This is a genomic window from Formosimonas limnophila, from assembly GCF_014652675.1.
GTDB classification, from domain to species: domain Bacteria; phylum Pseudomonadota; class Gammaproteobacteria; order Burkholderiales; family Burkholderiaceae; genus Hydromonas; species Hydromonas limnophila.
On the sequence record NZ_BMZG01000011.1, the window covers coordinates 24,179 to 48,321 of the forward strand.

Annotated in this window: 21 protein-coding genes and 2 tRNA genes; 4 read left to right on the top strand and 19 right to left on the bottom strand. The window is 48.8% G+C overall.

Annotation, left to right across the window (positions count from 1 at the left end; translation table 11 throughout):
* Nucleotides 1-220 precede the first annotated feature (220 nt).
* Nucleotides 221-331 (top strand) — tRNA-OTHER (locus tag IE082_RS09685).
* 4 nt (nt 332-335) lie between these two features.
* Here the strand turns inward: IE082_RS09685 and IE082_RS09690 are convergent.
* From IE082_RS09690 to IE082_RS09730, 9 genes are all read right to left on the bottom strand, one after another.
* A complete protein-coding gene (locus tag IE082_RS09690; RefSeq protein ID WP_189493719.1) occupies nt 336-827 on the bottom strand; it encodes a hypothetical protein in 492 nt (163 codons plus the stop codon).
* Nucleotides 824-1,609 (bottom strand): hypothetical protein, encoded by a 786-nt coding sequence (locus IE082_RS09695; protein ID WP_189493720.1) that lies wholly within the window; start codon nt 1,607-1,609, stop codon nt 824-826. The genes IE082_RS09690 and IE082_RS09695 overlap by 4 nt, the downstream gene beginning before the upstream one ends.
* A 14-nt stretch (nt 1,610-1,623) precedes the next feature.
* Nucleotides 1,624-2,508 carry a hypothetical protein gene (locus IE082_RS09700; protein WP_189493721.1) on the bottom strand — a complete coding sequence of 295 codons (885 nt, stop codon included), beginning with the start codon at nt 2,506-2,508 and terminating at the stop codon, nt 1,624-1,626.
* Nucleotides 2,505-3,215, bottom strand: coding sequence for a hypothetical protein (locus IE082_RS09705; protein ID WP_189493722.1), 711 nt, complete (start codon nt 3,213-3,215; stop codon nt 2,505-2,507). Before IE082_RS09705 ends, IE082_RS09700 begins: the two co-directional genes overlap by 4 nt.
* A complete protein-coding gene (locus IE082_RS09710; protein WP_189493723.1) occupies nt 3,215-4,669 on the bottom strand; it encodes a hypothetical protein in 1,455 nt (484 codons plus the stop codon). Before IE082_RS09710 ends, IE082_RS09705 begins: the two co-directional genes overlap by 1 nt.
* Nucleotides 4,669-4,956: a hypothetical protein gene (locus IE082_RS09715; protein WP_189493724.1), complete on the bottom strand. Its 288-nt coding sequence runs from the start codon at nt 4,954-4,956 to the stop codon at nt 4,669-4,671. Before IE082_RS09715 ends, IE082_RS09710 begins: the two co-directional genes overlap by 1 nt.
* Before the next feature lie 127 nt (nt 4,957-5,083).
* Nucleotides 5,084-5,845 (bottom strand): NYN domain-containing protein, encoded by a 762-nt coding sequence (locus IE082_RS09720; protein WP_189493725.1) that lies wholly within the window; start codon nt 5,843-5,845, stop codon nt 5,084-5,086.
* Nucleotides 5,846-6,220: 375 nt separating this feature from the next.
* Entirely contained in the window at nt 6,221-7,504 is a 1,284-nt protein-coding gene (locus IE082_RS09725) for a hypothetical protein (RefSeq protein WP_189493726.1), read from the bottom strand.
* 20 nt (nt 7,505-7,524) lie between these two features.
* A complete protein-coding gene (locus IE082_RS09730; RefSeq protein WP_189493727.1) occupies nt 7,525-8,085 on the bottom strand; it encodes a recombinase family protein in 561 nt (186 codons plus the stop codon).
* A 234-nt stretch (nt 8,086-8,319) separates the two neighbouring features.
* Here IE082_RS09730 and IE082_RS09735 point away from each other — a divergent pair, with 234 nt between their 5' ends.
* Nucleotides 8,320-9,216, top strand: a complete 897-nt coding sequence (locus IE082_RS09735) for a hypothetical protein (protein ID WP_189493728.1) — start codon at nt 8,320-8,322, stop codon at nt 9,214-9,216.
* Here IE082_RS09735 and IE082_RS09740 read toward each other — a convergent pair.
* The 10 genes from IE082_RS09740 to IE082_RS09785 form a co-directional block, all read right to left on the bottom strand.
* A complete protein-coding gene (locus IE082_RS09740; RefSeq protein WP_189493729.1) occupies nt 9,213-10,748 on the bottom strand; it encodes a hypothetical protein in 1,536 nt (511 codons plus the stop codon). The two genes, IE082_RS09735 and IE082_RS09740, sit on opposite strands and share 4 nt — an antisense overlap.
* Nucleotides 10,741-11,319, bottom strand: coding sequence for a hypothetical protein (locus IE082_RS09745; protein WP_189493730.1), 579 nt, complete (start codon nt 11,317-11,319; stop codon nt 10,741-10,743). The genes IE082_RS09740 and IE082_RS09745 overlap by 8 nt, the downstream gene beginning before the upstream one ends.
* Nucleotides 11,312-12,022, bottom strand: a complete 711-nt coding sequence (locus IE082_RS09750) for a hypothetical protein (protein WP_189493731.1) — start codon at nt 12,020-12,022, stop codon at nt 11,312-11,314. The genes IE082_RS09745 and IE082_RS09750 overlap by 8 nt, the downstream gene beginning before the upstream one ends.
* 72 nt (nt 12,023-12,094) lie before the next feature.
* Entirely contained in the window at nt 12,095-13,492 is a 1,398-nt protein-coding gene (locus IE082_RS09755) for a replicative DNA helicase (RefSeq protein WP_189493732.1), read from the bottom strand.
* A complete protein-coding gene (locus tag IE082_RS09760) occupies nt 13,489-14,400 on the bottom strand; it encodes a helix-turn-helix domain-containing protein (protein ID WP_229809812.1) in 912 nt (303 codons plus the stop codon). Before IE082_RS09760 ends, IE082_RS09755 begins: the two co-directional genes overlap by 4 nt.
* Nucleotides 14,401-14,449: 49 nt before the next feature.
* Nucleotides 14,450-14,674: a helix-turn-helix domain-containing protein gene (locus tag IE082_RS09765; RefSeq protein ID WP_189493734.1), complete on the bottom strand. Its 225-nt coding sequence runs from the start codon at nt 14,672-14,674 to the stop codon at nt 14,450-14,452.
* A gap of 494 nt (nt 14,675-15,168) precedes the next feature.
* Nucleotides 15,169-15,244, bottom strand: a tRNA-Phe gene (locus IE082_RS09770).
* 66 nt (nt 15,245-15,310) lie between these two features.
* The gene (locus IE082_RS09775; protein ID WP_189493735.1) at nt 15,311-18,805 is read right to left on the bottom strand and encodes an indolepyruvate ferredoxin oxidoreductase family protein; all 3,495 of its coding nucleotides are present in this window, start codon (nt 18,803-18,805) and stop codon (nt 15,311-15,313) included.
* Between the two features lie 30 nt (nt 18,806-18,835).
* Nucleotides 18,836-19,579: a serine O-acetyltransferase gene (gene cysE, locus IE082_RS09780; RefSeq protein ID WP_189493736.1), complete on the bottom strand. Its 744-nt coding sequence runs from the start codon at nt 19,577-19,579 to the stop codon at nt 18,836-18,838.
* Nucleotides 19,580-19,626: 47 nt separating this feature from the next.
* On the bottom strand, nt 19,627-20,466 hold the full coding sequence (locus tag IE082_RS09785) for an RNA methyltransferase (protein WP_189493737.1): 840 nt from the start codon (nt 20,464-20,466) through the stop codon (nt 19,627-19,629).
* A 145-nt stretch (nt 20,467-20,611) separates the two neighbouring features.
* On the opposite strand from IE082_RS09785, the gene IE082_RS09790 reads away from it, so the two are divergent.
* Both IE082_RS09790 and mutS read left to right on the top strand, forming a co-directional pair.
* Nucleotides 20,612-21,397 (top strand): inositol monophosphatase family protein, encoded by a 786-nt coding sequence (locus tag IE082_RS09790; protein ID WP_189493738.1) that lies wholly within the window; start codon nt 20,612-20,614, stop codon nt 21,395-21,397.
* An 81-nt stretch (nt 21,398-21,478) separates the two neighbouring features.
* Nucleotides 21,479-24,067 (top strand): DNA mismatch repair protein MutS, encoded by a 2,589-nt coding sequence (mutS, locus tag IE082_RS09795; protein ID WP_229809813.1) that lies wholly within the window; start codon nt 21,479-21,481, stop codon nt 24,065-24,067.
* Nucleotides 24,068-24,143: the final 76 nt, after the last annotated feature.

The following is a 24,143-nucleotide window of genomic DNA, read 5'->3' on the forward strand; positions in this document are numbered from 1 at the left end:
TTGAGTGAAAGTTTTTTGAATTAAGTCGTGTGAAAAATCACATCGGCATGACAGGTTTGGTGGAGTTACAAGGATATATTGAGGTACATGTTGAAATCTCATTTGGGTTGGAAGTTCTAATTTCCGTTTATGGTTCGTTACTCATCATTACAGGAGTTATTATGAAAAATTCATTTAACAGTTTTATTGCATTAAGTGTTTGGTGCGGAATGGCGTTCCTGCGGAGGCTTTGGTAAGATAAATTTCCAACCCAGACGAGATATTGATTTGTATTGATTTATATTCTTGCCAAAAGTGAACGCAGGAGGTTCGATTCCTCCTCTCCGCACCAATTGCTAAACGGTAGTGATGATCAAATCATCACTACCGTTTGTTTTTTCAAACGCATTAAGTGCTCTCATAATCTCACGACTGGTTTGTGCCTGCAAGCAAGCCGCAAGTACTGCCATTTGCGCACAGGTAACTCCATCGTAAATTCTTACATCAAACCCTGACTCGGTGAGCGCATGGGTTTCAATGTTTGGCCGTGTACCTGCCGTACTGTCACTGAATGTCAGCCGCCCACTGTTCTGATAGTAAAAATAGGCATCTACTGCTGCTTTGATGTCCTTATCCTTAAATAAAAAATCACATTGCGTCAGTGCTATGTCATTACTGATTAAAGCAGCGGTTTTGAAACGGGCTTCGGCTCGTGGCTTTTGTTCGTGTATGTGTAACGTGTTGTGGCTCAAGTCGAGTAAAGCATATATCGTGGCACCGCCATTCTTTGCACCTGCATAACCCACCATCGTGGCCTGAATCAATTGCGTTTTAATGGTCGTTGTCATGGTAACTGATCCATGTAACCCACAGTCTCAAGTGTGGGGTCGGTGCTGTTGAACACAAACGCATCGCTGTTGTGCGTAGTGGTGTAAACATGATGACGGCGTTGCACTTCATCTGGCTTGACCAACACCACATGCTTGACCAGAGTCAACCCATCATCGGGTGATGGAGGTTTAAAGTACGGAATCTCACAGTTAAAGGTTAAATCAACCACCAAGACAGTGAGGTTGGTTTGTTCCCCCACCGCGACATTTGAGGCAAACAGGTTGCTGTCCTCTACCCGCATGGCAAATGCGTAGGCATAACCCAAATGCTCAAAGTATGCCGAGGCGTAACGGTGTCTAAAGTCCGTGCAGTACAGTTTGAATTGCGAGACCATCGACGAGGCGGTGTCACCATCCGCACAAAAGAATGCCACCTGTACCCGTAAGTCGTTTTTATCCACACGCACGTGCATTCGATTACCGCTGCCGTCAATGTGCATGTATTTTTGCTGGGCAATGGGACGTGCACTACTCAATGAGGTGCTGGCGTAGTCCTTACTGGTTGCCACGAGCACCACAGGCAAAGGGGCATTTTGTCCACCCTCATGGGCCGCCTCACGCCAACTTTTGAGCATGCGATCCGCTTGATCGACCATGCGGCCATCCACCAAAGCGAGCTTATCTGCAATGGTGGGGCGTGCCATGAACGTGCGCAGTGGTTTGCTGGTGGCGACCAACTCACGCTCAATAAATCGGGCGACATAATCAACCACCCCCGCCTTTAAACTTTGATGATCCATTTGTGTGCTTTACCTTAAAACATCATGCGTTGTGCCAAAGCGTCTTGTTCTCGTGCCAGTCGTTGAGTTTCTTGCTGCTGCTCACTGTCCACCACTGAGTCCAATGTCAGTGACAGAAAAGCTTTGACCTTTTGCTCAATAGCCTGCGCACTGATCGGGTGCAAGTGACTGGACTCGCTGGGGGTTATTTCTTTGTCCCGTTCAGTGATGACGCTGTCCAATGTTTCGCTCGATAGGCTTAAGGCTTGCGTCAGGTGGTTGTTATGCTCTTTGAGTTGCATCATGGCTGCTTTAAGGGTTTGGATGGCTTGCGATTCGCTCAAATCATCGGCTTCATTGACACCATCAAGCCAAACCACATCGTAGGATGCCGCTTGGCTCGCACTGTCCAATGTGGCAAATGCCCGATTGCCGCTGAAATTCGGCTCCATCACAAAATCCATGCCATGGAAACAGTAGTTGTCACCACGCCCACTGATCACCGTCGAAAACCCACCCACCCTGTTGACCATGTGATTCTGATAGGCGGTGCGTCCTGCTTCATTGTCTAAAAACTCGACTTCATGTTCAATGTCGCCATTCTCGTAACCACGCAGGTAAATGATGCGGTGTGACGGTTCAAGCGTGACCACTTTGCCATCGACAATGCCGCCCTCTTCGGGCTCCATGCCAAACACCCGACGCGGCCAATGACCGTAGTAGCCTTGCATGTCGCCCTTGCGCACGCGCTCCTGAACGGCAGATGAGTTGACAGCATCCATCAAGCGAGGGATATTGAAGTCACGACTTTGACCGCGATAGGTGCGCATGCGCTGTTTGGCATTGAAGCGAATCAGGCCGCTGCGTTTAATGGCGGTTAATGTACCTTGTGATTTGGTTGGATTGGTTTTTGTGGTCATTTGTGAAGTTCCATGTGAATGAAGTGCACGTGGGCATGCTGGGCAATGTTTGCGAGTTGTAAGCCATTGGCAAGGGCTGGTAAAACCATATCGACGGTGCGCATGTCCAAGGCTGATAAGTTTGCCACCCCGTACAAGCCAATACCGTTGTCATTGCTGTTGACGAAGCGGCGCATGATGGCAATCATGAGCACAAACTTTGCACCAAGTACCGAACGCAGGGCAGGCAATACACGCAAGAGGTATTCGCCTGTCTCGGCCAAGTCTGAGATACTGACCTGAACACGTGAAGTGAGCCAGTAGCGGGTTTGTTTGCCCTTAATCTCATTGGCCGTTTTAAGGTGTAACGGATAGGGTTTGTTCTTCTCTTGCCACATTTGATCGGCTGCCCACTCATTGGGGTACAACAGTTGCAAAAACGTTCTCAGAAAATGCAGCCCACGCTTGGGGTTTTTGACTTTCCAAGCCTTAAACAAGTAACGCATGCGTTCTTCATCATCGATGCGCAGCAAGGTCAAGCCGTCGCGTTTAACGAACCGCTCGACCACTTCAAAGCGTCCGAGGTGTGGCATGCCGTACACGTCAATATCGTTGATTTTGGTGCGCAGTGTGCCCTCAAACACTTGGCTGACAACGTCGCGCAAGGCTTCGTCGAGCTGTCGTTCGTCACTGTCATATACTTTGGGGGAAAGTAGGTTGTCGTGCATCAGTGCCCCCATGCGCCATCGTTGTAGTTGGCATGGCTGGCGTTGACGGTGACGCTGTCTTTGCTCATGTAGCGGTACATTTCGGGTAGAACCGCGCCTTGTGCCTCTATCGTTAAGCTGAAATCTGCCCCGTCATCTTGCAAGGCGGGGATGCCTTTTTTAAGCATGTCGTGCACATCTTTGTTTTTGGGAATGAACATGCCACGCTTAACGGCGAATGCGCCACGACCATAGGCTTTGAGGAGCAAGGTTTTGATTTGGTCAATTACCACATCGGTGTTGTGCACCCGTGAAATAGCGATGTCGATGTGAACGTTGATTTCGCTTTCCAAGGGTTCAACGTATGTGTAATGGTATGAAGCATCGGCATTGTCAATGATAGTACAGGCCTGATTGAACGCATCGGCTACCGTTTGTGTGCTGTCATCAGGCAACACCAGTGAAATAAACATGCCGTTGACGTTGTCCTGATTCGGACCACGTGCTAACTCTTCGCGTTGTTCATTCCACACCGACAAAAAAGGCAGGTGGTGCAGCCGTTTGCGCACAGCCACGTCAAACTCGCCCATAAACACTGCATTCTCATCGTAGATACTCGGGTATTTACACAGCTCGCGCAAGGTGGCAATGTCCACGGGATTCACGCCTTGGCTTTCAATGGCGGCCACAGTGAGGTTTAATGCAGACTCGTTCGGACTTTGGATGTAGTCGAATGACACGGGGCTACCCAGCTCTGGGCGCACATCGCCAAAGCACAAAGTTTTAAGTATCTGAATTTGATCGCCTGCCTCAATGCTGGTGCCAATCACACTGCTGTCACCGAATTTGATGAGCAAGTCACCGTATTCGTTGGATATGACGTGGAATACTTTGTCTTCGGGTTGTACACCATTGAAGCGGTACGAGCTGGCATAGGCTGCGCCATTGACTGTGACGCGCAACTCACTGATGTACGCATCATTCTCTGGTGGAATGACTTTCAGCTCAAAGAATGGCTCTCCAACTGTCACGTTGAAGGTTTGGGTCTCAGTGGTGGATTGTATGGCAGTGAATGTGGCACTCGACAAGTTGCCATCGCCTTGTGCGGTGGCAGGGACTGTGACGGGATTGAGCACCGACCAAACCATACCATTGGCATCAATCAACTGACGGCCTGTGCCGATGGTTATATCTTCATGTGCTAAGTTGTCAGCTTTGATGCGAATAATGGCGGGTTCAGCGGTGAACAGCAAGCCCTTCAATGCGGCATCGGCCAGTACCGTAGTGTCACGGGATTTCTCAAACACCTCCATGGCGGCCACTTCGATTTGTTGACTGAGCATGCCGAACATTTGAGCCACTGAACGCTCAAAGCGATAGATGCGCGGGTCGCCCGCATGGTACAAGGCGGCCACAGTTTCGTTGGCAAGTGAAGCGTCACGAATTTTTTTCTGAAAGTCGTCTGCTGTATACATTAAATCTCGATGGCAATATTGGCGATTTGTAAAATGAAGGTGAGTTTATCCAAACCATCGCGACTTCCGTATAAGTTGATGCTGCCATTGGGCAAGATGTCGAGCACTGGCACATCGCGCTTGAGTTTGGCAATGACGGTGTCTGCATCGATTTGGTCACTGGCTTTAAGTAGCAAGGCCGAGCGGTCAAAACCGTAATCATCACCCAAATAGGTGTGCATGGGCGTGTTCAGCCAGTGGCGAACCATGTGCTCTATTTCTTGGGTGGATATTTGGGAGGTACTCATGCGGGGAATATCGCATGGTTTTTTTAGGGCAGGCGGGGAATTTTCCAATTTGAGCGTTAAGCACAAATAAAAAACAGCCCGTATTTTACGGACTGTTGCGATCAGTTCAATAAACCAACTCGATTTTTTACTTGATTTTATAAGCATCGGGTACAGTGACTGTCGTACCTTTGGCTGTTGTGAAGGTCTCAGGTAAACGATTTCTTTGAAAATGCGAGAGCTTCATTGTTATGGTGTTATCGCATACCATTCTCAACTCGGCAGTTTTTCCCGTATGCCCCACAGGGATAGCAACATCCACCTGCTTGTTGGGAAATAATTTTTTGACCATTCGTATTGCAGGGACAATATCCGTGTCTGCGGTCATCACAATAGCACGATCAAATTTATCAGCGTATGCAGCTTGCACCAAATGGATGGCAATATTCACATCGGTTGCTTTTTCTTCGTGCTTAATCCACTGCGCCCCACATTTTTTACATTGATTGGGGCGTTCTTTAAACTTACCCAAAACAACAGCAACACCTTTTGACTGCAAGGCTTGTACATAAGTTTGGTGCCGCTGATATGAGCCGTTTTGTCGCCATGTTGCATAGGCGGAGAAATAATAAACTCCCGCCAAAGAATCCGCTTTGGTAATAAATGCGCTAGATAGACCGTGCAAATCCAGCCATTTAAGATGATTGTGCTTAATAGCTGTGGTTTTTGTTAGGTTTTTGCACAGGTCATCCAGTGCGTGATAGAGATTAAATCCATCCACAAATACCATCACGCGCGTTCCAGTAGTCAAAGCCGACCCCCAAAATAAAACCGACACCGCAAGGTGTCGGGGTCTATGTGTTTCCACATAGAGAGAAATGACCAACACCGCAGGGTGTTGGGGCTGCATGGCGTACCATGCAGGAAAATCTGATACCGCAGGGTATCAGGATCCGTACGCGTACGCACGGAGAGAAACTGGGATGCGATTCTATCGAAATAAACCGCTATTTACAAGTGCTTTTGCAGTTATTTTGCACTGTTTTATCAGTGTTTTTACCGTCACGATTTGATTGTACCCGCAAAAACTTGAGCTTGTCACCCGCTTTTTTGAGGTATTTGCTTTGTTTGCAACATTTTATTGCCTACTCGATAAAACGCACTTTATGCAATAAACGTTGACCTTTTCCCCGCTGATTTGAGGTTGTATTTGGTTTTTATCTATTATCGATCACGCACTCAGTGAGTATGGCTTTTCAGCGAGGTACTTTCAATCGTGACTCTTTCAATCCTCTCTATCGTTTGAAAGACTGTTGACAAAGTCCAAAACCTTGCCCACTGGTTCTGACAATCGTTTTGGCAATACACGATAAGTTTCACTCCGATTTTCTTGAGGAAAATATTGTTTGCGAATCCATAAACTCGACTCTGGGAATTCGTTAAACGCAGTATTTTTGTATTGATAACCGACCAAAACATCGGGACGCGCCAATAAGGCCGTGATAATTTTGAAATGTAGTAAATGGGTTTGCTTGTCGGACACACTTAAGGGACGAGGCAATACCAGACGAATGCACCGATTGGCGTTGAATGTGTGCCAATCCCTTCCTGTGATTTCACCCACTCTCTCTAAAATAAGACGGGCTTGCTCGCTTTTACCATTGATCACGCTGACGACCACATCCGTCTTTTCATAACCCAAGCTGTTCGATACTTTGTGAAAGTACATCAACAACTTATCAAGGGTGGAGTCAGGTGCAAAAATCAGATATTGATGTCGTTGCTCTTTGTTGACAAACAATGGCAACTGCACGAACAAAGGATACAGAATTTCGTGCACATACACGTAAGAGCGTCGCCAGCCCGTAGTGTTTTTACTTGTGGTTTCGCTTAATGCCTTGCGTGCCCACTGCTCAGTCAATTCCCCCAAGAGCATACCTGTAATATCCACAGAGATTAGGGGAAATCCCAAAGATTTACAGAGTAGGGCTTTTCGACCATCAAAATCATGGTTCAACTCAATTTCCACCCCACCCAAAACCAGCGGAATCTCACTACCTGCTATCGGTTGAGCCAATATCGCTACGTCCAGTCGATATTCACTACCAAATTGCGTTTTGAGGCGATATTCACCCTCAACCTGATCGGCATTCAATAGAAAATTGCCCTCCAGATGAAAATCAGAGGCGGCCTCATCCTTAAATGACCAAGACATTGCCAGACCCGTTTTAACTCGATGACGTAACTCCGCAATGATCAGTTCTTTGGCTTTCCGATGTCGTTCACTTTCCGCCACTTGGTTGCGACGCACTTGTTCCTCAGCATCAAAGTGTGTTTTTGCATTGACTGATTTTGCTTTGGGCAGCTTGCGAAAGTGTGAACGGCGGCGCAGTTTACTGCCTTCAAACACAGGGCTAACCCAAGTCAAGAGTACAGGCGGTTCATCTACTGTAACCAAAGGCCACATTTTACGTGCGTTTTCTCGTGTGCCGACCTGTCGAGCAGTGACAATTACTTTTTCGTTGTTAAAACGACTTTCGTTTGCAAACACATGCCATGCGTTATCCATATCTCCTCCAGCATCTATCTCTATTCATCAACAACCGAGGCTGGCAACCACCGATATAACGTCGGCACGGACACCCCCAACTCTCGTGCCACGTCCACAGGCAGCACGTTGTCATTGAGCAGCTTTTTAGCCATTTCGATTTTGCTGTCCGTCATCTTACGTCTACGCCCACCGATGCGCCCCATGTTTTTGGCAGCCTGCAATCCAGCCTGTGTACGTTCAATCATCAATTCCCGCTCCATCTGTGCCAGACTTGCCATTACGTGAAAAAAGAACCGCCCCGCTGGCGTACTGGTATCAATTGAATCTGTGAGACTTCTAAAATGAATCCCTTTGTTTGCCAGTTCGGTAACCAAGTCCACCAACTGCTTGACAGTGCGCCCCAATCTGTCAAGTTTCCACACCACCAGCGTATCACCTTCGCGCAACACGTCCAAAGCGCGGCTTAAACCTTCTCGCTCGATTTTACGGCCACTGGCCATATCGTCAAAGATACGGTCACACTTTACCTGTTTTAAGGCTTCATGTTGCAGTAGTAGATTTTGGTCTTGGGTAGAGACACGGGCGTATCCAATCAGCATTTCTTGTCCTTGAAGTTGTTTTCTCAAAACTCGCCGCATCATAGGTTATTGATAATTTAATTTCAAGAACCATTTATGAGAATGGCAAACCTTTGATTTTGGATGTCTCACAGATTGTTCCACTTCATTCTCATAAACCACCGTTTTTGAGAAAATATTTTCCATTTATAAACACTCTAGCAATTCAATGGTATTATTTTCGAACTTCTCAATCCAAAAGGAAAAACGCAACTGATGATAGAAATTAATTCTCCCAATGATTTATTTGACCGCAAAAACTTCACTTATGATGTTGACTCCAAAACAACAAAGCTCATTGAAGTCTTAGCCCCTTATACTTTTCAAAACAAAATCACCTGCAATTTAAAGGGTTGTCACACCCCTCACAAACATGGATATTTGATACTCATTGAGGACGGGCGAGAAACTAACATCGGTAAAGATTGTGGACGAACTCATTTTGGTGAAAATTTTGTCATTAGCCGAGATTTAGAAAGGAAAAAACGAGAGCGATTACAACAAATCAACAAACTACTCTCAATTCAAGCAGAAAAAGAAAGCTTATTAAAACGTTTGGATGAGCTTAGTAATCGCCCATATGGTGTTGCTTGGGCCGTTCGCTCAAAAATCAACCTAAGAAAGGCAATTGGGCAAGACGTTTTCAATCGTTTATCAGAACGAGCGCGCAGGAACAATTTGACTATACAAGAAGAAAAAGAACGAAAACCTGCTGAAATCAAACGGCTACACGAGCTAAATCCACGCTCTAAAAGAGAAGACCACAGGTACTATCAGATTGATGTTGGGAGCTTTACATCGCTTGATGGTATAGCGTTTGATTTTCAAAATGTCTATTGGGAAAATTTGGATAAAGACATTAAAGAAATATTAGATTGCGATACAGCACGTTTGACCACGCCCCAACTTAGGAAGCTTATTACTAAAGCTAACAACATTGAAATGGTTTTTGAACAACTTAATACAGCTCTATCGCAGCTCATACGTTTTTTCACCCCCGAGAACTTCAATTTGCTCCGTTACTTGTCCTTAGATGATAAAGAAAAAGACAAGTTACAAAAATTAGCTTGGAATGTAAATAAAGGCGAAGCATCATTAGGATGGCTGGACTAATTTAAATCAGAAAAAGCTTCTACCGCTGCGGCTTTTAGCATTTGAACCTGGATATCATCACCATTGGCTCGGCCAGCATCATTGATGATGTAGTTAATGCCCTCCAAAAACGGAAAAGCGAACGTATCAACAATGTCAGGTGATGGAATACCCATGCCGCGCATTTCTTTCTTACTCTTGACCGCATAACGGGCTTTCTCATCGTAATCGAACGGAATGCGGGTCAACTCACCCACAATACGCTCACCGTAGCGATCTATAACCGATTGTTCAATACCGAAGCGTCCTTCCTTGATGGCACGACAGAGTGACACAATCGCTTGACTGCGTAGGTTGATAAAACACTCCTTGTTTTCTCGTTTGAAACAGGGATTCCCCCACACGACCTTTTCAAGGTTGGGGGTGTCCATATTTTGCAGTTGCTTGTAAAAGATATTGCCCATGCCCCCATAGTCCACCAAAGTAGACGCATCGGCCAGCTCCAACGATTTGTGGTGCACCTGTCCTGTGAACTTTATCGGGTCAATGGTGTTTGATAGGACTGGAATATCGACAATTTGAATGCGTAGGGCATTATCGCCGTATAAACCATGTCCTGATGCTTTCACAACCGTCATGACCGAGCTATCGCGGTAATCCCCACCGCCCACATCAATCGGCAATATCCAGCCCCAATCACGTGCCCCCAACACATCGCGCCCAAAACTTGCCCGCACCTCTTTCGCACCGATCAAATAGCCGTCGTTCTTATCTGGGAACAGTCCACGCACTTTGATGTCGTATTGCTCGATGCTGTACTGCTTTTTCTTCTCAGCGATAAACTCCGCTGTGACCAGCGGTGACTCTTCGGAGTTGAAGGTGAGCGGATACCACGCACCGCCTTGGAATATGCTCAAGTCGTGGTGCGTGCGATAGAAAAAGCCTGTATTGCGTGTTGGCTGGCTTGCCAAAATCATGCGGTTGTTTTCTTCGGTGAGCGCACCAGTCATGACACCGAAATGCGCATCATCCACGCCAGAGGCTTCATCAACAAGAAATAAAAGGTGTTTGGCGTGCGATCCTGCCAGATTTTCTGGCGCACCCTTGGGGGCGGTTTTAGCCAATACATGCCAAGTCTCTTTACTACCCTTGATGTGGATGCTGTCCACCAGTAATTCAATGTGTTCGGCCAACCAAGCATACGGCCCACGTCGCATACTCGACAAACACAAGGCCACCTCTTTGAATACCTGTTTGCGCACCTGCGCGATGTTTGGCGCAACCACATTGGTGATGGAGTCGTGATACATCGTCAAATGCCACAGCGCAATAATCCCGAATGACTTGGTTTTACCTGTGCCGTGACCCGATGCCACACTGACACGTGAGCCAATCATTTGCGCATGATTGAACAACTCACGTTGTTGATGCGTAACCTTCAGACCACACACCTCAACCGCAAAACGCGTCAAATCTTTTGCAAAACGTTTCGCGGTGTAAATGTAACGTGGGTCTAGCTGTAGGGGCAATACAGGTGTAAAACCACTACGCATCAATCACACCCGACTGATCATACATTGCCAAACGACGTTGGCGCATGGCTTCCTTTTCCACTCGCAAGTCGGCCAGTATTTCTTCATAGGCAGAGTCCAATTCTTCTTGCTGTGCTTTTAGATGGCTTTGCTCTATTTGTGCAGGGACTTGCATCCCATTCCCTTCCTCATACATTTTATTGGCATACAGGGCAAACATCGCCATAGCAGGGTTCAAAGCCTTGCACAAACCCGCCTCCAGCCAAACCATCGAAATCGCGGTTTTAAGCACCTTATAGCTGTCAGATAATTCGGCATTTTTAGGGCTACCATCCTCATGCTTTGCACAACATCGTTCATATAAATATTGTCGCGTGAGACCACAGCGCAATGCGGCGCGTTCAAATGTTGGCATCGTAAAACTAACAGCGTTACCAATCTTGTTGGCTTGGACAAACCGAGCATTAGGCGACAAAATTTCCTCGCGGTACAACATGAGGGCATCTTGAATTTCTTGATCAGTAATCTTGAGCGGTGCACCGACCGCCCCTTTGATCTTTGAGCTTTTGGTTTTACTTGCTCGCTTATTCATTAGCCCCCAGCTCCTCACTTTCATCCAACACTGCCGTAAAGCTTTTTCTTCTGGCCTGTGCAATGTGCTTGGCCTTCTTAATGGCTTGGTCTGCGGTTTCAAACAATCGTCTGGCTTCATTAACCTTTTGCAACAGTTTTGCACCACCCCTCATATGCTGATCAAAACTCTCATTGTTTAACTCATACAGCCGATCAAATAAGTTGAATACGGCTATACCTTGATTGATCAGTTCTCGGGTACGGGCAGAGTGCAACTGCTCTTGCGTTTTACCAATCACATGCAACATGAGTGCCTTAGACGCATCATTTAAATTGTGTCGTATAGCCGTGTACACCGCTAACTGCTCAACTGTTTCAGGGTCGCGCTCTGGATAATCTGAGATACCCAACAAGTAATCAGCCGACACCCCATAAACACATGAAGCATTAACAATCAAATCTAAGGATAGAAGTTTTCTGTTAATGGTTTGCACCGACTCAATTTTAGAAATAATAGCGGTATTGGCATAGCCTAATGCCGTTGATGCTTCCGAGCGCGTGAGACAGGCAATGTCTCTAGCAATTTTCATCCGCCTACGGCTCACATTCAAACTAAAAACATGTCGCTTGGTGCGCACTGGAGGGCATTCAAATTTTATATCCAACTCCAAATCATCAACTTTACCCTCTTGATTTATTCCTACTTTTTTATTGTCTGTCATTGCTTTTACCATTTGTTTATTTGTCTAAAACCAGTTTAATAATGATGCACTGTTGCTGCTGTGATTGATGCATTACCCCTTAAAACCAACACGCTTGACCATCTTGCTATGGGGCTTCTCAAAACGTCGGGGTAAACCACCTGACCAGTTACTAAAACGCGCATACTTACCTTCAAATGCCATGCCAATGGTGCATGGTTCACAGTTACGCGCTTTGTCAATAATCAGGTGGGTGTGGCCATCGTGTGTTTTGTCTTCCTCCTTCCGATAGTAGTCATCTCGGTGTAACAGAATCACCGCATCCGCATCTTGCTCAATGCCACCACTGTCACGCAGATGGGTCATGTTGGGACGTTGCACTTCGCCTTTTCCACCATCACGATTAAGCTGGCACAACAACAGAACTACAACATCTAAATCAAGAGCCATAGCCTTTATGGCTTTGGTGGTCTGCTGAATTTTGTAAGCATCTGTGCTTTTGCTGTTGCCGTGATCCATTAAGCCCAAGTAATCAATCACCACAACATCCAAACCATACTGACGTTTGTGCTTACGGCATGTGGCAGCAATTTGATAAGCGTTTAAAGCAGTGCCTTTCTGAATGTGCATGTGACGGCGCGACAAATCATCTGAGGCTTTGGTCAATCGTAACCACGCGTCATCATCGTCAGGGTTAATGCCTTTGTTGAGTTTATTGAGTTCAATACCGCCCAAGTTGGCAATGCTGCGACGGGTCAACTGGCGTGGACTCATTTCCATGCTAAAAGCCAATGATTTGTAAAACAGTGACATGTTCAGCGCGATATGGAATGCAAATGCACTTTTACCCATGGCTGGCCGTCCAGCAATCACAACCACATCGCCACGCTCAAAACCGCCATTAAATGCTTCATCTAAGTCCATGAAGCCTGTCGGAATGATCGCTTTGCTTTCACCCATGGAGCGTGCCTGCACGTCATTAAGCATGTCGTTGATGCAGCTCATCATGTCGAGTGACTCACCGTGTTCGTCTTGTGCATCCAGCTCAGTGAGTACCTGCTGTGCACGCTCAATGGCCATCTGTCCTGTCAGACCTTGATTGGCACAGGCTTCATTAAGGGCATTGGCTGCACTGTGCACCGCACGTAGCTTGAACTTGTCACTGACGATATTCACGTAAGGACGGACATTGGCATAGCCGCCCACCCCCATAACCAAGGAATGGATATATGACATGCCGCCAACCGCATCGAGTTTGTGATGTCGCTCCAACGCTTCAAACACGGTGATTGGATTAGCATGACGACGCTCAGGATGCAAAATTTGTTTACAGGTAATTTGGTACAGCAAGCGATGTGCCGAGTCCGAGAAGTGCTCTGGCTTGAGATTTGCCAAATGATCTATTTGATCATTGTTCAGCAGTAGGCTACCAATAATTGCCTGCTCGGCCTCAATGCTGACCAGTGGGTTGTGGGCGTGATAGTTGCTCATAATGTGTCATCCGCCCCCTCAACTTCGATATAGAGCTCTTCCTCGTTGTGGTACTTGTACTCCAAGCAATTGACAAAGAAGGATGGCGACATGAAAGTGTCTATGTTAGGAATAAAACGTTTTCGATTTGACGATGGCTCTGCCTCACCCCGCAAAAATTTAGACAGTGCATTAATTTTGAAAAATCGGTCAAAGGCTTTTAAACCCGAATGAACATCAACAAAGCCAAATGGAGCAGCATCCATATTTTTAGCTTCGTTCCAACGAGCGCGAATAGCAGCAATGCGTTTTACCCCTGCTTGAGTTAGATTGTTCAAAGGTCGAATACTTTTGCGTGCCATCGGAAAATGTAACTCGAACAAGTCGATGATTTCCTCTACTGGGCAATCATCATTTTTTTCATCATTGGGTTTTATTTTCGGATTGGGTGGTGTATTTTGTTTTTGAGAATTTGAATCATGTATGGGTACAGTACTAGTACTTTCTTTTTCTTTCATTACCTTTCCGTGTCCCAAAAACGGTACTGGTAACGCGGAAAAACGGTACTGGTCAATGGGAAAAGCGGAACCAGTGCCATTTTTGGAACCAGTACCATTTTTGGTACTGGTAGCTTCTTGTTCCTCATTAAGCTTGCTACTGATTGGTTCACACAATTGATAGACATGCACCTGTGCTGAACGACCAGTAAATTTTCCTGTGTCTTTAATGTAGCCACGTTGCCGTAAAAACTCCATGTTCTTAATAACGGTTTTACGATCTTGGCTGGTGGCTTTGACTAAGTAAGCGATGGAGGGATAGCACACAAAATCAATTGCATTGGCGCAGTTAGCCATAACCATCAACACATGCTTTGCACTTGCAGGTTTGATCTCTTGTTTGAGCACCCACGTAACGGCCTCTACGCACATAAATGCCCTCCAAGAGCTCGGCGATGAGCTTGCATTAAGAGCCTCATGATTAAGCCTTGTTGCTCGATAAGAGAGCACGTACATCACTAGCACGCCAAGCAAGACGACCATTTATACGGACTGGGGTAATGCCACCAATGCCAAGTGAAGCCCATTTTTGTAGGGTTTGTGGTTTACGGTTTAGTGCTGCGGCAGCTTGTTTAGTGGTGAGAATTGCTGGGATAGAACTATCCGCTGTTTCGTTTGTTTCTCTTGTGATGGCTGTTGACTTCATGAGCTTCTCCTTTAGCTATATCATGGATTGCGCTTTGTTTAGCGTTAGCAGCCATGATAAGGAGGCTCAAAAACATCAAATGTGGATTTTTCCAAAAATAGCGGGCAGTAACCTGTCAGCCCTTGATAAGTCTCATCACTCAATGTGATTTTGTGCATGCGAACATTCATTATTGTTTTATAGGCATGACTCCACGCCAACAAAAAAATCGGGATTATAGCCCACCAATGCAGTACAGAATTGTCACCCAAAGCGACATATTTGATGTCGTTGGTTTGTTTGGATGCTGTGGCACAGGCAAGGAATTTTTACAACAAAGGCTTTGTTGGGGATGGATATGATGCTTGAAATATCTAGAAATTAGCCATGTTGTATTTTTGTAACAGCCTGAAAGACTGTATTTTGTTTGATTTTTTCTGGCTACATGGTGGCTACATGAGCCAAATTTCAAACAACAAAAAAGCGGCTTACATTGCTGTAAGCCGCTTGTATTCTGGTGGCCTGGGGCGGAATCGAACCGCCGACACAAGGATTTTCAATCCTCTGCTCTACCGACTGAGCTACCTGGCCAACTTCTTCTTTTGGAAAGAAACGCAACTATACATGTTTTTCGTTTTTGGTGCAACTTTTTCGCCATCACTTCATGCCAGCCCAGTATTTGGCGATGGCTTTTTCTTTGACATGACCAAAACCACGAATTTTTTCGGGGATGCTTGCAAAGTCGATGGCTTGGGTTAGGTTGTCATTGGATAAGTTTGGCAGGAGCGAGAGAACGCGAGCGATGTAGTCGTCACGCATGGCTCTCTCAGCTTGACGTTCAGCAGTGTAACCGAAGAGGTCAAACTTTGTACCACGCAGGTTTTTGAGTTTGGCGAGTATTTTGAACGCACGCATCATCCATGAACCATAGGTTTTTTTGATGAGGTGACCTTTGGCATCTTTTTTAGCAAATAGAGGTGGCGCGAGGTGGAACTTGAGCGTGTAGTCGCCTTCAAATTGTTGCTCAAGTGCTTTGGTGAATGCACCATCAATATAAAGACGAGCGACTTCGTATTCGTCTTTATAAGCCATCAGTTTAAAGGCGTTTTTGGCGACGGCGGTTGATAAACGTTGGCCATTGTTCAACTGATTTTCCGCCGCTTTGACTTTATCCATTAAATCCAAGTAACGTTGTGCATAAGCGGCATTTTGGTACTTGGTGAGGATGTCAGCACGCTTTTTGATCAGGGTTTCAAGGGTTTGCGGCATGGTCACGGCGATGGTTTGCGTGGGTGCGGCAACGCGCTGCACGGCGGCCAAGTCATGGGCAGCACGACGGCCCCATGTGAAGCTAGCAACGTTTGAGGCGACAGCGACACCAATCGCTTCAATGGCTTTCACAAGCGACGCGGCAGAAACTGGGATGAGGCCTTTTTGGTAAGCGTAACCAAGCATAAAAACATTGGTGGCAATGGCATCACCCATGAGCGCCGTGGCAAGTTTGGTGCCATCAACAAAATCAACGGCTCCGCCGACAGATGCCTCGATAAACGCTTTGGTCGATTCAAGTGGAAACTGCCAATCGGGTTGCTGAGCAAATACACCTGTGGGTTGCTGGTGCGTGTTGACAACGGCATGCGTGCGACCCACGCGCATTTTGGCAATCGCATCGTGTGCGGCGGCAGTGAGGATGTCGCAACCCAGAACGAGATCGGCTTCGCCTGTGGCGATGCGCTGCGAATGCAACTCAGCCGCCTTATCAGAGTTGTCAAAGATGCGGATGTGTGAGGTAACCGCGCCGTTTTTTTGCGCCATCCCAGTCATATCAAGCGTTGAGACAGCTTTGCCCTCAAGGTGCGCGGCGATACCGAGCCATGCACCGACGGCGATGACGCCTGTGCCACCGATGCCGTTGATCATGATGTTGTAGGTTTCTGCTGACGATGGGATGACAGGTTCTGGCAATTCTGGCCAAGCGGTTTCGTCTTTTTTGGCCGCAGCGGATTTTCGTAATTTTCCGCCTTCGACAGTGACAAAGCTAGGGCAAAAGCCATTGACACAAGAGTAATCTTTGTTGCACAAGGATTGATCAATCGTGCGTTTGCGGCCAAACTCGGTTTCGAGTGGCATGAGCGAAACGCAATTGCTCGCTTCACCGCAGTCGCCACAGCCTTCGCAGACAGCGGCGTTGATGAACAGGCGTTGGTTCGGGTCTTCCATCTGACCTTTTTTGCGACGACGACGTTTCTCAGCAGCACAAGTCTGATCGTAGATAATCACCGATACGCCTTTAAAATCACGTAGCTCGCGCTGCACTGCGTCCATCTCTTTTCGGTCGTGCAAGGTGACGATGGATGGCAAACCCGTGTCAATGTGGCGCGTGATGTCTTCCGACACCAGCGCAATGCGTTTGACGCCTTCTGAGGCCATTTGCGCGGCGATGCTGTCCACGGTGACAGTACCATCGACGGGTTGCCCGCCTGTCATGGCGACAGCATCGTTGTAGAGAATTTTATAAGTGATGTTAACATTCGCGGCGACCGCGGCGCGAATGGCGAGATAGCCAGAGTGAAAATAAGTACCATCGCCCAAGTTTTGAAACACATGCGGCACTTTGCTGAACGCTGCTTGACCAATCCACGTTGCGCCCTCGCCGCCCATGTGGGTCATGAGGCGATTTTCGGTCGGGTAAATCGCGGTTGCCATGGCATGACAGCCGATGCCTGCGAGCGCGAGACTGCCTTCGGGCACATGTGTGGAGGTGTTGTGCGGACAGCCTGAGCAGTAGTACGGCGGACGCTGTGGCGTCGGCACGGTTTGGGTGAGAATCGCTTCTTTCGCGTCAATGATAGCGACGCGTTGTTTGATGGCATCTGATACATAAAAGCGCTCAATGCGGGCAGCGATGACTTTTGCCACTTGAGCAATCGAAAAATCACCCTTCGGTGACAACAACCAATCGCCGCGCGGCGCAACCCATTCGCCTTTTTCGTCAAACTTACCAATCACGCGCGGGCGCACGTCGTCGCGCCAATTGTATAGTTGTTCTTTGAGCTGGTACTCGACGATTTGGCGTTTTTCTTCGACAACGAGAATCTCGTCTAAACCCTTTGAAAACTCGCGAATACCATCGGGTTCGAGCGGCCACGGCATAGCGATTTTGTACACTCGGATACCGATTTTCTCGGCCTGCTCTTCGGTGATGCCGAGCTGCTCAAGTGCTTCAAGCACATCCAAATACGACTTGCCCGACGCGACAATGCCCAAACTAGCGGGTTTATCAGCACTGCCAATCGTGATGCGGTTCAAGCGATTTTCACGCGCATAGGCCAACGCCGCGTAGATTTTATAATCCTGCATTAATACTTCTTGCGCTCTCGCGTGGCTGGACACACCGCCGTCGGGCATGCGGATGTTCATGCCGCCTGCGGGTTGCACAAAGTCAGTCGGGATTTTCGTTTCAATTCGAAATGGATTGATGTCGACTGACGCGCTCGATTCAACGGTATCAGCCAAGGCTTTAAACCCGATCGCACAACCAGAAAAACGCGACATTGCCCACGCGTGCAGCCCCAAATCCAAATACTCTTGCACATTACACGGGTACAAAATCGGCACCATCGACGCAATCAATACATGGTCAGACTGATGGGGCAATGACGATGAATGCGCCACATGGTCATCGCCCGCCACAAGAATCACACCGCCGTACTGCGATGTGCCCGCATAGTTCAGGTGTTTAATTGCATCCGCGCTGCGATCCACACCAGGACCTTTGCCATACCACAGTGCAAACACGCCATCGACGGTGGTCTCGCCGACCAGCGCGACTTGTTGCGTGCCCCATACCGCGGTGACAGCGAGGTCTTCGTTCACCGCAGGGGCGAATTTGACTTTTGCACCTTCGAGGAATTTTTTCGCGCGCCACAATTCGTCATCCAAGCCTCCGAGTGGTGAGCCACGATAACCCGTGACGAAACCTGCGGTGTTTAAACCCGCTTGCTCGTCGCGTAATTTTTGCATGATGGGCAAACGCACCAACGCCTGTATGCCTGATAAAAAGGCCGTGCCGCTCATCGCTGTGTATTTTTCCGCTGGTGGATTGGCGATGTGCTGTCCGTGTTTTGGGTCGTCTTTGGTGTGTAATGTCATTGTGTTTTTTGGTGTGTCACGCAGGGTGATTTATTTGTTCAGCAATTCGCGAATCTGTGCAATTTCAGTACTAGTGGCACGTTGCGCTGCACCGCAATCAATGCCTGCTAAGACCAGCCGCGCACGCATGTCTCGGTATTCGGCTTCGCTTTTTTCTAAATGTGCGAGTAAGTTATTTAATGCTTGCACAATCGGGTCATCGTCGCCCGCGACGCTCACGCCATATGCGCTGAACTCCTCCTTCGCCGCTACATCACGATTGCCAACAATGTGCGCAGGGTTACCCACCGCCGTCGCGCCAGCAGGCACGGGCTTGACCACCACCGCGTTCGAGCCAACTTTCGCGCCCGCACCGATGGTAAAACCGCCGAGCACTTTCGCGCCCGCGCCGATAATCACACCAGCTTCCAACGTCGGGTGACGCTTCGCGCCACGCGTGAGTGACGTGCCACCGAGCGTCACGCCCTGATAAATCGTACAGTCATCACCAATCTCAGCCGTCTCGCCGATGACAATACCCATGCCGTGGTCGATAAACACCCGCCGCCCCACGGTCGCACCTGGGTGAATCTCAATCCCCGTCATCCAACGTGAAAAGTGCGAGACTAACCGCGCCAGCCAATGAAACCGATTGAGCCACAGCGCATGAGCCATGCGATGAAAAAACAAAGCATGCAAACCAGGATAACACGTCAAAACTTCCCACGTCGAACGCGCGGCTGGGTCTTTGAGGCGAATGGTTTGGATGTCTTCTTTAAGATGAGGAAACGGCATGATGTGGCTGATTTAAGAATAAGTAGGATGAAACAGACGGTGGGGCATCAGTTTTTCTGTATCGGCATTGTGCCATCTTTTGCGACTTTCCGTGCCAAGCCTTGCACACTACTCGCTACGCCACGCAAAAAATTCACTTCATTCACCGACAACTGTGTTCGCGCAAACATCGCCCGCAAGCGTGGCATCAATTCGGTCGGCGTATCAGGATTAATCATACCCAAATCAGTCAACATAGACTCCCAATGCATCATCATACCCTCAACACTGGTTAAATCCGCCGCATCGAGTATCGGCAACGCCTCCGCCGACATCGTACCCACCAAGCCATCGTGCTGCATGATTTGGCGCAACGTATAAGTCATCACCTGCACCGCTTGCGCCAGATTAAGCGAATTGTACGCCTCATTCGCCTCGATGTAACACAACCGCTGACACATCATCACCTCGTCGTTGACCAGCCCACTGCGCTCCGCACCAAACACAAACGCGATTTTCGGCAAAGCCTGACCCGCAGACGCCGCTGCGTCAAACAACTGCAAAACCTCCGCTGCCGCCGTCACCGACGTGCGCAGCGGCGGCGCCAAATCACGCTCACGTGCACTGAACGCATACGCGCACTGCACACCATCGAGCGCCGCCGCCAAATCAGCCACAATCTGCGCCGTCTCCAGCACATCTGTCGCACCCGACGCCAGCGAAATCGCATCGGCCTGCGCCGTCATATCCGCAAAGCGTGGCGACGTAATATACAACTCATGCAAACCCATATTTTTCATCGCGCGCGCAACTTGACCGACGTTACCGGGGTGACTGGTGCGCACGAGAATGATGCGAATGTGGTTAAGCCATTGCAGGCGTTTAGCTAAATCGGGGGAATTGCTCATAATAGTAGAAGGACACAGGTGATTTTTTAATGAATAACCCATAAATATACAGTAAAATGACAGGGTTACGTGCGTAAATCAGTTCACGAACTGCACAAAAAACGCCACACATCGCTCATTGAAAATTATCGAAAAAGGACACGACATGCATCCCATGCTCAACACCGCCATTGCCGCCGCCCGTGCCGCAGGCCAACTCATGAACCGCGCACAATTAGACCTCGACCAAATCAAAGTCGGCGTCAAAGGCTCGCAAGACGTCGTGACCGAAATCGATCAAGCAGCCGAAGAACTCATCAAAGAAACTTTGCTCGCGGCCTACCCCAAACACGCATTTTTGGGCGAAGAATCAGGCTTCTCAGGCGATAAAAGCGCCAACCACAAATGGATTGTAGACCCCATCGACGGCACATCTAACTTCATCCACGGCTTTCCGCATTTCGCTGTCAGCATGGCGCTCGAAATCGACGAAAAAATCGAACATGCCCTCATCTATAACCCTTGTACCAACGACATTTACACGGCCAGCCGCGGCTCAGGCGCATTTTTAAATAACCGACGTATCCGCGTCTCATCACGTGTGCGCTTCTCTGATGCACTGCTGTCAAACGCGATTCCTTCACGTGAGCTCAAAGCCAATCCAGCCCTCATCGACCTACAAACCAAGCTGCGCTTTGATACCGCAGGTCTGCGCTACACAGGCTCGGCCGCACTTGATTTAGCTTACGTTGCTACGGGCTACCTCGACGGTTTCATTGGCGTCGGCCTCAAATCATGGGACATCGCCGCAGGCGTGCTGCTCATCAAAGAAGCGGGAGGCCTCGTCACCGACCTCACAGGCGAAGGTGACTACATGAATGGCAACATTGTCGCGGCAACACCAAAATTGTTGCCCGCATTGTTGAAAGAAGTAACCGAAACTACTGCCTAAATTCATCGTCGCTTAAAAACTGGTTCCCACGCAATGCGTGGGAATGTTCTTTATATCATCTCACCCATTACGTCACCCGCCATGACCGCCAAACACACACCCATGATGGCTCAGTATCTGACCATCAAAGCAGACCATCCCAATACTTTGCTCTTTTACCGAATGGGCGATTTTTATGAGTTGTTTTTTGATGATGCAATAGAGGCGTCGCGTTTACTCGGTATTTCACTCACCGCACGTGGCTCATCAAATGGTGAGCCAATCAAGATGGCGGGTGTGCCATACCATGCCGCCGAGCAATACTTGGCCAAGCTTCTCAAGCTTGGCCGCTCCGTCGCCATTTGTGAGCAAATCGGCGACCCAGCCACCAGCAAAGGCCCCGTTGAGCGCAAAGTCATGCGTGTTTTGACACCGGGTACAGTCTCCGACGCGGCACTGCTCTCGGATAAGTCGGATGCGTATCTGATGAGTATCGCCGAGCGTGGCAACGGTACGGGCAAACAGCTCGGCTTGGCTTGGCTAAATATGGCGAGTGGCGATTTTTATGTGACCGAAATTCTCGCGAACGAACTGCCCGCATGGTTGGAGCAAATCCGCCCATCCGAACTGGTGGTATCCGATAAGCTCTGTGCACATTATCAAACGCTCAATCCAAACGCCATTGTTTCGCCGTTTACTGATAAATATTTCAATGCAGACAAAGGCGAGACCACGTTGCTCGCACAGATGGGCACACAGCACCTTGCGCAACTTGACGCCGAACACTTGACCGTCGGCTTGGCCGCCATCAAAGGTCTTCTAACCTACGCACAGCACACGCAAGGTCAAGTACTCAAGCACCTGCAGCGCTTACAGGTCGTGCGCAGTGAACAATACCTTACACTCGACGCAGCCACCCGCCGTAATCTCGAAATCACCGAGACACTGCGCGGACAAGAATCTCCGACGCTGTTCTCACTGCTCGATCACACAGCCACCACTATGGGTGCGCGATTACTCAAACGTTGGCTACATCATCCATTGCGCGATGCGAGTGTCGTCCGTGCGCGGCAAAGCGCGATTAGCGAATTACAAAACGGCCGCTACCACGCCCAACTGCGCCCTATTTTACAAAGCATTAACGATGTCGAACGAATCAGCACGCGTATTGCACTGACCAGTGTGCGCCCCAAAGAGCTCGCCGCCTTACGTGATTCACTGCATCATTTACCCGTGTTACAAAACGCTTTAAGTCACTGCGACTCAGATTTATTCAGACAGCTGTGTGCCGATTTGCACCACCCCGAAGCGTTGTCTCATTTACTCCAACGCGCCATCCAACCAGAGCCTGCCACGGTGGTACGCGAAGGCGGCGTTATCGCCGATGGTTTCGATTCTGAATTAGACGAATTGCGTGGTTTACAAACCAACAGCGGCGAATTCCTGCTCCAACTCGAAGCGCGCGAACGGGAGCGCACAGGCATCCCCACGCTCAAAGTTGAATACAACCGCGTGCATGGCTTTTACATCGAATTAACCGCGGCGCAAGCGGTACAAGCCACATTGCCACTGGACTACCAACGTCGCCAAACACTCAAAAACGCCGAGCGATTCATCACGCCCGAACTCAAAGCCTTTGAAGACAAAGCTCTTTCCGCCAAAGAACGCGCCCTCGCGCGTGAGAAATTCCTCTACGACACACTCATAGCCGATTTGCATCCGTACATCAGTGACTTACAGCGCATCGGTCAGGCACTGGCTCAAATCGACGTCTTGACCAACTTAGCTGAACGCGCCTTCACGCTCAATTGGCACTGTCCCGAACTCGTCGACTCACCCGCCATCCACATCCAAAAAGGCCGACACCCCGTCGTCGAGCAGCAGGTTTCACCCTTCATAGCCAATGACTGCCACCTGTCAACGGATGAACGACTCTGGGTCATCACAGGGCCGAACATGGGCGGTAAATCGACCTTCATGCGTCAAGTCGCCCTCATCACCCTACTCGCTTACTGCGGTAGCTTCGTGCCCGCCGAGCGATGCAGCCTCGGGCCGATTGACCGCATATTCACCCGCATCGGTGCGGCCGATGATTTGGCAAGTGGCCGCTCGACATTCATGGTCGAGATGACTGAAGCCGCGCAAATTTTGCAACACGCCACCCCCAACAGCCTCGTGCTCATGGACGAAATCGGTCGAGGCACATCGACATTTGACGGACTTGCACTCGCGCTCGCCATCGCACAATCGTTGCTAAACACGCAACGCAGCCTCACGCTGTTCGCCACGCATTATTTCGAAATCACCCAACTCGCGCAATCGCAAGCCCACGTCAAAAACGTCCACCTATCCGCCGTCGAAGAGCGCGACGCAATTATCTTTCTCCACCAAGTGCAAGACGGCCCTGCCAGCAAAAGCTACGGTCTGCAAGTCGCGCAACTCGCCGGCGTCCCACGCCCCGTCATCAGCGCAGCCCGCAAGCATTTGAGTGTTTTAGAAGAGCAACAAAACCAGCACACTCAGTTTGACTTATTCAAAACACCCGTCGTCATGGACAGCGCAGCGGATACCGAAGTCGCCGTCGAATACGAACCGCATCCCCTGCTCAATGAACTGGCGAAAATCAACCCCGATGAAATGACGCCACGCGAGGCATTGGACGCGTTGTATTTGTTAAAAAAGCAGTTGTGAGAAAAGATTGCGGGTCAAGCCCGCAATGCCCCGTGTATTGAACAAAGTGTAAAAAAACGGCCTGAGATTCAGGCCG

What these genes read in the sequence shown, in the direction of transcription:
- cysE (WP_189493736.1), bottom strand. Translation starts at nt 19,579, where the DNA reads ATGCCGTTTCCTCATCTTAAAGAAGACATCCAAACCATTCGCCTCAAA.
- mutS (WP_229809813.1), top strand. Translation starts at nt 21,479, where the DNA reads ATGACCGCCAAACACACACCCATGATGGCTCAGTATCTGACCATCAAA.
- IE082_RS09710 (WP_189493723.1), bottom strand. Translation starts at nt 4,669, where the DNA reads ATGTATACAGCAGACGACTTTCAGAAAAAAATTCGTGACGCTTCACTT.
- IE082_RS09715 (WP_189493724.1), bottom strand. Translation starts at nt 4,956, where the DNA reads ATGAGTACCTCCCAAATATCCACCCAAGAAATAGAGCACATGGTTCGC.
- IE082_RS09760 (WP_229809812.1), bottom strand. Translation starts at nt 14,400, where the DNA reads ATGTGCGTAGAGGCCGTTACGTGGGTGCTCAAACAAGAGATCAAACCT.
- IE082_RS09755 (WP_189493732.1), bottom strand. Translation starts at nt 13,492, where the DNA reads ATGAGCAACTATCACGCCCACAACCCACTGGTCAGCATTGAGGCCGAG.
- IE082_RS09705 (WP_189493722.1), bottom strand. Translation starts at nt 3,215, where the DNA reads ATGCACGACAACCTACTTTCCCCCAAAGTATATGACAGTGACGAACGA.
- IE082_RS09735 (WP_189493728.1), top strand. Translation starts at nt 8,320, where the DNA reads ATGATAGAAATTAATTCTCCCAATGATTTATTTGACCGCAAAAACTTC.
- IE082_RS09745 (WP_189493730.1), bottom strand. Translation starts at nt 11,319, where the DNA reads ATGAATAAGCGAGCAAGTAAAACCAAAAGCTCAAAGATCAAAGGGGCG.
- IE082_RS09775 (WP_189493735.1), bottom strand. Translation starts at nt 18,805, where the DNA reads ATGACATTACACACCAAAGACGACCCAAAACACGGACAGCACATCGCC.
- IE082_RS09740 (WP_189493729.1), bottom strand. Translation starts at nt 10,748, where the DNA reads ATGCGTAGTGGTTTTACACCTGTATTGCCCCTACAGCTAGACCCACGT.
- IE082_RS09790 (WP_189493738.1), top strand. Translation starts at nt 20,612, where the DNA reads ATGCATCCCATGCTCAACACCGCCATTGCCGCCGCCCGTGCCGCAGGC.
- IE082_RS09695 (WP_189493720.1), bottom strand. Translation starts at nt 1,609, where the DNA reads ATGGATCATCAAAGTTTAAAGGCGGGGGTGGTTGATTATGTCGCCCGA.
- IE082_RS09700 (WP_189493721.1), bottom strand. Translation starts at nt 2,508, where the DNA reads ATGACCACAAAAACCAATCCAACCAAATCACAAGGTACATTAACCGCC.
- IE082_RS09765 (WP_189493734.1), bottom strand. Translation starts at nt 14,674, where the DNA reads ATGAAGTCAACAGCCATCACAAGAGAAACAAACGAAACAGCGGATAGT.
- IE082_RS09725 (WP_189493726.1), bottom strand. Translation starts at nt 7,504, where the DNA reads ATGGATAACGCATGGCATGTGTTTGCAAACGAAAGTCGTTTTAACAAC.
- IE082_RS09720 (WP_189493725.1), bottom strand. Translation starts at nt 5,845, where the DNA reads ATGCAGCCCCAACACCCTGCGGTGTTGGTCATTTCTCTCTATGTGGAA.
- IE082_RS09690 (WP_189493719.1), bottom strand. Translation starts at nt 827, where the DNA reads ATGACAACGACCATTAAAACGCAATTGATTCAGGCCACGATGGTGGGT.
- IE082_RS09785 (WP_189493737.1), bottom strand. Translation starts at nt 20,466, where the DNA reads ATGAGCAATTCCCCCGATTTAGCTAAACGCCTGCAATGGCTTAACCAC.
- IE082_RS09750 (WP_189493731.1), bottom strand. Translation starts at nt 12,022, where the DNA reads ATGACAGACAATAAAAAAGTAGGAATAAATCAAGAGGGTAAAGTTGAT.
- IE082_RS09730 (WP_189493727.1), bottom strand. Translation starts at nt 8,085, where the DNA reads ATGCTGATTGGATACGCCCGTGTCTCTACCCAAGACCAAAATCTACTA.